This window comes from Bifidobacterium sp. POST2/T3 (B1) (assembly GCF_058197115.1).
Genome location: NZ_JBVPQK010000116.1, coordinates 1 through 7555 on the forward strand (window position 1 = coordinate 1; position 7555 = coordinate 7555).

At 56.0% G+C, this 7555-nt stretch carries 7 protein-coding genes; 5 read left to right on the forward strand and 2 right to left on the reverse strand.

The window, feature by feature from the left end; all coding sequences use genetic code 11:
- On the forward strand, nucleotides 1–729 hold a 729-nt coding region (locus AC0AP0_RS06690; protein ID WP_490429822.1), incomplete at its 5' end, for an MFS transporter.
- Between the two features lie 211 nt (nucleotides 730–940).
- Here the strand turns inward: AC0AP0_RS06690 and AC0AP0_RS06695 are convergent.
- Nucleotides 941–2899, reverse strand: coding sequence for a right-handed parallel beta-helix repeat-containing protein (locus AC0AP0_RS06695; RefSeq protein ID WP_490429823.1), 1959 nt, complete (start codon nucleotides 2897–2899; stop codon nucleotides 941–943).
- A 151-nt stretch (nucleotides 2900–3050) separates the two neighbouring features.
- Here AC0AP0_RS06695 and AC0AP0_RS06700 point away from each other — a divergent pair, with 151 nt between their 5' ends.
- The 4 genes from AC0AP0_RS06700 to AC0AP0_RS06715 all read left to right on the forward strand — a co-directional run bounded on the left by AC0AP0_RS06700 (nucleotide 3051) and on the right by AC0AP0_RS06715 (nucleotide 6943).
- The gene (locus AC0AP0_RS06700; RefSeq protein WP_490429824.1) at nucleotides 3051–4364 is read left to right on the forward strand and encodes an extracellular solute-binding protein; all 1314 of its coding nucleotides are present in this window, start codon (nucleotides 3051–3053) and stop codon (nucleotides 4362–4364) included.
- A 35-nt stretch (nucleotides 4365–4399) separates the two neighbouring features.
- Nucleotides 4400–5305, forward strand: a complete 906-nt coding sequence (locus tag AC0AP0_RS06705) for a carbohydrate ABC transporter permease (RefSeq protein ID WP_490429825.1) — start codon at nucleotides 4400–4402, stop codon at nucleotides 5303–5305.
- Nucleotides 5305–6135, forward strand: coding sequence for a carbohydrate ABC transporter permease (locus AC0AP0_RS06710; RefSeq protein WP_490429826.1), 831 nt, complete (start codon nucleotides 5305–5307; stop codon nucleotides 6133–6135). The genes AC0AP0_RS06705 and AC0AP0_RS06710 overlap by 1 nt, the downstream gene beginning before the upstream one ends.
- A 184-nt stretch (nucleotides 6136–6319) precedes the next feature.
- Nucleotides 6320–6943, forward strand: a complete 624-nt coding sequence (locus tag AC0AP0_RS06715) for a TetR/AcrR family transcriptional regulator (protein WP_490429827.1) — start codon at nucleotides 6320–6322, stop codon at nucleotides 6941–6943.
- A gap of 42 nt (nucleotides 6944–6985) precedes the next feature.
- On the opposite strand, the gene AC0AP0_RS06720 is transcribed toward AC0AP0_RS06715, so the two are convergent.
- A complete protein-coding gene (locus AC0AP0_RS06720) occupies nucleotides 6986–7387 on the reverse strand; it encodes a DUF4186 domain-containing protein (protein ID WP_445340737.1) in 402 nt (133 codons plus the stop codon).
- Nucleotides 7388–7555: the final 168 nt, after the last annotated feature.

The window sequence follows — 7555 nt, forward strand, 5'->3', positions numbered from 1 at the left end:
ACCCTGCACTACAACACAGCCCAGGCCAACCTGCTCTCCCTGCCGGTCCTGCTCATGGTGGCCTGCTGCATCCCCATTACCGGAGCCCTTTCCGACCGCTTTGGCCGCAAGAAGGTGCTGTTTATGGGAGCATTCACTGGACTGTGCCTGTCCCTGCCCGCTTTCCGACTGTTGGAGCATGAAACCACGGGTGCCGTCTTCGGCGGACTGGTCCTGCTGGCCATCCCAGTCATCTTCTTCGTGGCCAACCTGGCATCCACCCTGCCGGCTCTCTTCCCAACCGCGTCCCGTTACGGCGGCATGGGACTGTCGTACAACCTGGCCGTAGCCGTCTTCGGCGGAACCGCGCCTGTCATCATGGAAGGGCTGGTGACCGCGACCGGCAAGTCCCTGGCACCTGCCTACTGGATCATGTTCACCTCGACCTGCGGTCTGATCACCGTGCTCTTCCTGGCCGAGACCGCCCGGCGCCCCATGCCCGGCACCCTGCCCACCGTGCTCAACCGGCAGGAGGCACGCGACCTGGTGGCCACACAGGACCGCAATCCCGACCTGGACGTGAAGACCATCATCAAGGATGCCGAAGAGAGTGGCGTGCGCAAGACACCGAAAAAGCTGGTTGCCGAGACACGCAAACTTCTGGGCATTCCCCGCTCCGGAGACAAGAAAGCCCGTGAGGCAAAGCAACCGAAAGATGCTGAACCCTCAACGAAACCCGCGAAGTCATAGCACTCCGTGAATCTGACATGCTTCCTCAGCTGATGCGCCAAGGAAGGTGATCTCCTCCCAGTCAGCAGATCACCGCCAACATCCGGACCCGAGACCTTTGCGCCTCTCAGCCCATGAAGACATCCATCGGCATTCAAACGAAAAGGGTGGACGGGGTTCATAGCAACTTCCGTCCACCCTTTCTGGCTTCAGGCCAGCCGTGATTCAACTCCTACATAAGCCGCATGTGGTTCTTCCCTGGTGTTAGCCCCTCAAGAGGGCCGGGTACCGGGTCATCCCCACGAATGACGCCCGTCAGGTCCCTATCTATAGCAATCGAGCTGCCATCCGGGGCCTCATACCGTTCTTCGGACATGCGCGGCGCTCCCAGCATGGCGGTGTCGACAATGCGGCAGCCCATGTGGAACATGGCCTCAGGCAATTCCCCATCCAGCCAAACAGATCCGTCGTGGTCTGTTACGACTTTGAATCTCGGATTATCGGGAATCTTGCAAGCATCGCTGTCCTGAGAGCATGACTGTGCGCCATTAAGATAGACGTTGCGGTCAATATAGGCAGGTTGCTTCACTCGTTCGAAAAGCTCAAGGTCCCCCGGACCATGAGCATGAACCAGTTCCCGGTACTCGTCCATGCTGCCTGGGCACCCCTCATAGGTCTCTGTCCCCCTAGTAGTTACCCCAGGCAGATAGGCCTCTCCTCCCACAAATATGTTCTGATAGATTCGGTCGTCGCCTCCATAGACGCAGGCCGTGCCAGCGACAGTGGTCGAATGCGGCAAATGGTAGGGGGTGAACCGGTCGAGGACGTCGCGGCGCTGGGCGGACCCACAGAACAGGTTGTGCACAAAAGCGGTGCCCTGTGCCACATTGTCCAGGTTGTATGCCGAGGCGAACACATTGTTGTCGACCAGGCAGGGGCCATGAGTGACTTCAATCATAAAATCACGGATATTGTCATTGAAGACATTCGAGCTCACCCGCGTCCCCTGGGCTTCCCAATCCAGCCAGATTCCCAATGTGGATTCATGGATGTGATTATGCCGGATAATCACATCGATTGCGGTATGCAGCTTGATGCCGGCTATCTCATGGCCGAAGAACTCATGCTTATTGCCAATATCATGGATGTCATTGTCCTCAATCACCGAACGGATGCAACCCAGATGCCCGACGACTCCATTCTGACCACAGTCGTGGATATGGTTATTGCGCACGAGATGCGAACCGACGGTCTCCATATCCCACCCGGCATGGCGAGCGCGGAAAACCGTCTCCAATTGCGTCTGATACCCAGGCTTGTATCCCCACCGGGTGGATTCGCTGTCACCAGTGGACCAGTCCTTGCCCAGCGAAACTGCGCTGCACCTGGCATCATGCAGATCATTTCCCTCAATGACCCATCCCTTTGACCAGTGGGTGCCGATCAGACCCTGCTGGTCACCCGTGGGGGGAGCCCATTGGCAGGCAGCCTGGGCCATCTCGAACCCGGTTACTGTTATGTAGTTGATGCCGGTATGCAATGGGTAGAAGCAGGTCGGGCGCACATTGATCTCCACCAGACTGACGTTCGGATCATACCCTTGGAAATTCGCCCAAATGCAGGTTGTCCGATCCCCGACCTGTGCATACCACTGATAGACCGTATCCTCTGGATGAGCCACCGGCTCCTCCTCCTTGACCCAGTCGGGTCCGAAACCGGTCTTGCGCATCTGGGGATTGCGCACCGACTCCACGTCCGGAGCCTGGTACATCGACTTCCCATTGATATAGACCTCGCCGAGAGTCATATTCCATGTACTCGGCCGTTCCAGCCAATCACCTTTCAGAGGGGTTGCAAAGGGGTTGAAGCTTCCGAACAAGCTGTTGTCGATTTCGGCCGTCCAGACTGAATTCCCACGATCCTGCCAGCAGTTGACGCGCTCTGAACCCTTGATCACCGGATGCTCGCCGGGAGCGGCAGTATAGGTGATCCGGTCATACCGGTCCTTGCCGCCGTTGATTGGATTCACGCTCTCCCTGTATGTGCCAGCATGCACCATGACCACATCGCCGGCCAAGGCCACATCGGCTGCCTGCTGAATGCTGCGAAAAGGCCTTTCCACGCTGCCATCGCCGCAGTCATCAGAGCCTTCCTTCACGTGCAGAACCCGGCTTCCAGTGTCTGGTCTCATTATTTCCTCCTTGAAGACACGAGAATTAAATCAATGAACTAATTTGAACTTAGTAATTACTAAGTATACAGTAATCATCGACTCCCGACGACGGAAGCCCTCGGGATTCAGATAAAGCGAAGAGAAGATAGGACTCAAAGAGGAGACTGACATGAAACAATCGGGCAAACTCATTGCAGCCATAGCATCCACGGCCATGCTACTAGGAGCCTCCGCCTGCGGTTCCCAGCCTGGAAACTCGTCAGGCAGCAAGGCGGAAGGCGCCAATGTGACGACCTGGGCTATGACGGATGCACCCTGGGACCCCGTAAAGGATGCCTTCAAGGAATGGAACAAGGACCACAAGGATGCCCAGATCAGCGAGGAGAGCTTTGCCAATGACGCATACAAGGAGAAAATCCGCACTGCAGTCGGTTCGGGCAACGCCCCTACTTTCTTCCCCAGTTGGGGAGGGTCGCCGCTGACCGACTACACCAAGAGCAAGGCAATCACCGACCTGACCCCCGAACTCAAGTCCGATATTCAGGGCAAGGTGCTTGATTCGGTTGCAGCGGAAGGTTTCCGAGACGGCAAGCTCTATGCCGTACCCACCGGACAGGCCCAGCCTGTTCTGATGTTCTACAACAAGAAAGTACTCAAGGAGGCGGGCATCGACTCGGCCCCACAGACCTGGGACGAACTGGTCGCCGATGTTTCAGCACTGAAAGCCGCCGGCAAGACCCCCATCTCCCTGGCGGGCGGCAGCAAGTGGCCATACCTGATGTGGGCCGCATACCTTGTTGACCGCATCGGAGGCCCTGAAGTCTTCAACAATGTGCTCAAGGGCAAGAAAGACGCCTGGAGCGATCCTGCGGTGACCAAGGCCATGGGGATGATTCAGGAGCTGGTCAAGGCAGGCGCCTTCGGCGATTCCTACCAGTCCCTGACCGCCGATGACAGGAAAGACACTGCACTCATCACCACTGGGCAGGCGGGATTTGAACTCATGGGATCCTGGGTGTATTCGGACCTGATCAGCATCAGCAAGGACTTCACCGCCAAGGACCTGGGCTATGCCCCCTTCCCGACCGTCAAGGACGGCAGGGGCGACCCCAATGACCTGACAGGAAATCTGTCCAGCTACTGGCAGCTTTCGTCAAAGGCAAGCAAGGAACAGAAGAAGACCTTCGTAGACTTCATCAAGACCAAGAACTATTCCGACACCATGGTCGATGCCATGCTCAAGCAGGGGCAGGTCCCTCCGGTGAAGAACATCGAATCCAAGATCAAAGCTGCTGACGATGGTTCAGGCTACTACCCCTGGCTGTACCAGGCCGTAAAAAAGGCGCCGAACTATCAGCTCTCCTGGGATGTTGCGCTTCCCTCTGAACAGGGTCAGGCCATACTGAACAACCTGGAGCAGGTGTTCCTGAACACCATGTCTCCTGATCAGTTCGTTTCGGCGATGAACAAAACGATCAAATAGCTCCCAAGGTACAAACAAGCTATGAGAGGAGCGCTATGAGGAAAACACATCAAAGGGGCACGGAGAAGACCCTGCACAAGGGGCCGTCATTATGGTACGCCTTGCCGGCCTTGCTGCTGTTCGGTCTATTCGCGGCAATTCCCCTGGTAGGTGTGGTCATCCTGTCCCTGACCAACTGGGACGGACTGGGGGCGGTTACATGGAATGGCGTCGGCAACTGGATCAGAATGCTCCATGACCCGCTTGTGCTCAACGGTCTGAAGCTCACTGTGATACTCACTGTTGTCAGCTGGCTGGTGCAAACTCCCATCTGCATCCTTTTGGGTGTCTTCATGGCAGGAAAGCAGCGGTACAGGGCCTTCCTGTCAGTGTTCTACTTCATTCCGCTCCTTTTCTCGTCCACTGCGGTCGCCATAGCCTTCAAGAATCTTCTGGATCCGCAATTCGGTCTTGGAAAAGCTGTTGGATGGAAGTGGCTCGCGCACAACTGGCTGGGTGATCCCAACACCGCCCTCTGGACCCTGATCGTTGTGGTTTCCTGGTGCTTCATACCATTGCATTCACTGCTCTATCAGGGTGCTGTACGGCAGATACCCCAAAGCCTGTATGAGGCAGCCATGCTGGACGGAGCAGGGACTGTACGCCAGTTCTTCTCCATCACCCTGCCGCAGATCAAATATACCTTTGCCACCGATTCGACCCTGATGATTGTGGGATCGCTGACCTATTTCGACCTGGTCTATGTCATGACCGCAGGAGGTCCGGGAAATGCCACGCGCATTCTTCCCTTGGACATGTATCTCAAAGGCTTCAAGAGCTATGACATGGGCGGGGCGAGCGTCGTGGGGGTCATCATCCTCGTCATGGGCATCGTCATATCGCTCCTGCTCAACAAGCTATCGGGTTCCGACAAGATGGAAAGCCAGATGGAGGGAGTCTGATGATCAGAATCAAAGGAAAGCAAATCAACATCGTCGGAGGATTCCTGGGCTGGATCTGGCTGGCCGTCGTGGTTGTGCCCGTATACTACATTTTGGTAACCTCGGTCCGGAATCAGAACGATCTGTTCTCCCAAAACCCGCTTTCGCTGCCAAGCCATGTCACTTTTGACGCATATCGAAGAGTCTTCCAAAATCATTTCCTCAGGTACATCTGGAATTCGGTCTTCGTCACGGTCGTCACCGTAGCCATAATTCTGCTGGTCACCTTCATGGTGGCTTACATGATCGTGCGCAGAAACGACAAGTGGTCCCGCGGGGTCTACAAATTCATCATCACCGGCCTGGCCATACCCATGCAGGCCGTGATCATCCCGGTGTATTACCTCATTATCCGCATTGGCCTCTATGACACTTTGTGGGCCTTGATCCTGCCGTCAGCGGCCTTTGCGATCCCCATCTCGGTAATGATATTGACCAACTTTCTGAGAGACATACCCCAGTCTCTTTTTGAAGCCATGTCAGTGGACGGGGCCAGCGAGTTCATGACCATGACGAAACTCGCTGTTCCGATGGTCAGGCCCGCAATCATTACAGTGGCTATCTATGACGGCCTGAATGTCTGGAATGGTTTTCTCTTCCCGTTGATTCTGACCCAGTCTGCAGATAACCGCGTGATACCCCTGTCGCTCTGGCTTTTCCAGGGGCAGTTCACTGTAGATACACCAGGAATACTGGCAGCAGTGGTTATTTCGGTGCTGCCGATCCTGACGGCATACATCTTCGGCCGCAAACAGATGGTCGCAGGCTTGACAGCCGGGTTCAGTAAATAATCGTAGGCAGCCCAGCTGAAAGAACAGATCGGGACCAAGCGGAACGGTTTTCTGCTTGGCCCCGATCTGTCCGGACGATGCATTGCCGGTTGACGGATTATCCTGATATAAGTGGTTGCATCAAGTACATTGAATACGGATACAATGCTGTTGGTACACGTCGACTTTCTCAGAGGGATGACCAATGAATAGGCGAAAGCGTTCTACCTCGTCACCGCGAATGTCGGCCGACCAACGCAGAACAAGCATTCTGAAATCAACCATCGCTTGTATTTCCAAGTTCGGCTTCTGGGGGTTCACCATACGTGATGTAGCGGAAGCTGAGGGAGTGACTGAAGCAGGGCTTCTGTACTACTTCAAATCCAAAGAGGAACTTCTTGTCAAAACCCTGGAATATGCGGACAGCATCAATGCCGAAGCCATCGCCAAGCGCCTTGGAGTCAGTGAGGAAACCGATATTTCAGATGGACTGGGATACCACGGTGATTTCAGTCTGAAGACCCTGACCACTGCGACTGTGGAGGCGAACGTCTCCCGACCGCAATTGGTCAGTCTCTATATCGTCCTTCAAGGCGAATCCCTGGAAGACAACCATCCCGCCCACCAGTTCTTCCTCGATCGCGAGCAGAAGGTTCTTCACGAGTATGCCTACGTTGCCAAGAGGGACAGGCTTAAGAACCCCGATCGAATAGCCCTGCAGACGCTCAGTGCCATGGATGGGCTCCAGCTGCGGTGGCTGACAGGCGGTAAAACCATGGATTTTGTTGATGAATGGAAACGCTTCATCAACATCATCATTCCCGACTGATCCATAGCCACGATTAGTGGCAGAAGCGCCGCAACATCAGTATCAAGCCGGATGATTGACCAAGTCGCGCTCTATCCAGGCCATGACCAGCCTGGCCAGAGCATCAACCTCTGCATCGGTCAGAGCCCGGCCGCGCGGGATGTGGTGCCAGCGCTCGATGCACCCCCGGCAGCAGGTGGCCGTGGCATGCTGGGCCGTGAAGACCGGATGCCCGCGGTAGGGGGTCTGCTTGCCGTCCTTCAAAGGGTGGGCAGGCCCCACACGCTTGGCCAGCATCTCGTGGGCGTGGCGGTCGATGGTATCCCTGCCCTTGGCGCGGGCGTAGGCGCGGTCCTTGGCCGAAAGGGAGAAACCGGACCGGAAGCGCGAATGCCCCAATCTGGCAAGCGTGTGCTGAATCCAGGCCTCATCTGCCCCGGCCGACGCTGATCCGCTGCTGGTCATTTCCCGCTCGCCTCCATGTTCTGCCTTACCAAAGAGTCTGTACCCAGGCAAGGTTTCCCATGCGGAATAATTCCCCGAACATGACACCGATAGGGACCAGTGTCAGGGGTAGGGTGAAGACAGTACTTGTATCCACTAACTACCAGACCCGCCATGTTCGGTCATGTC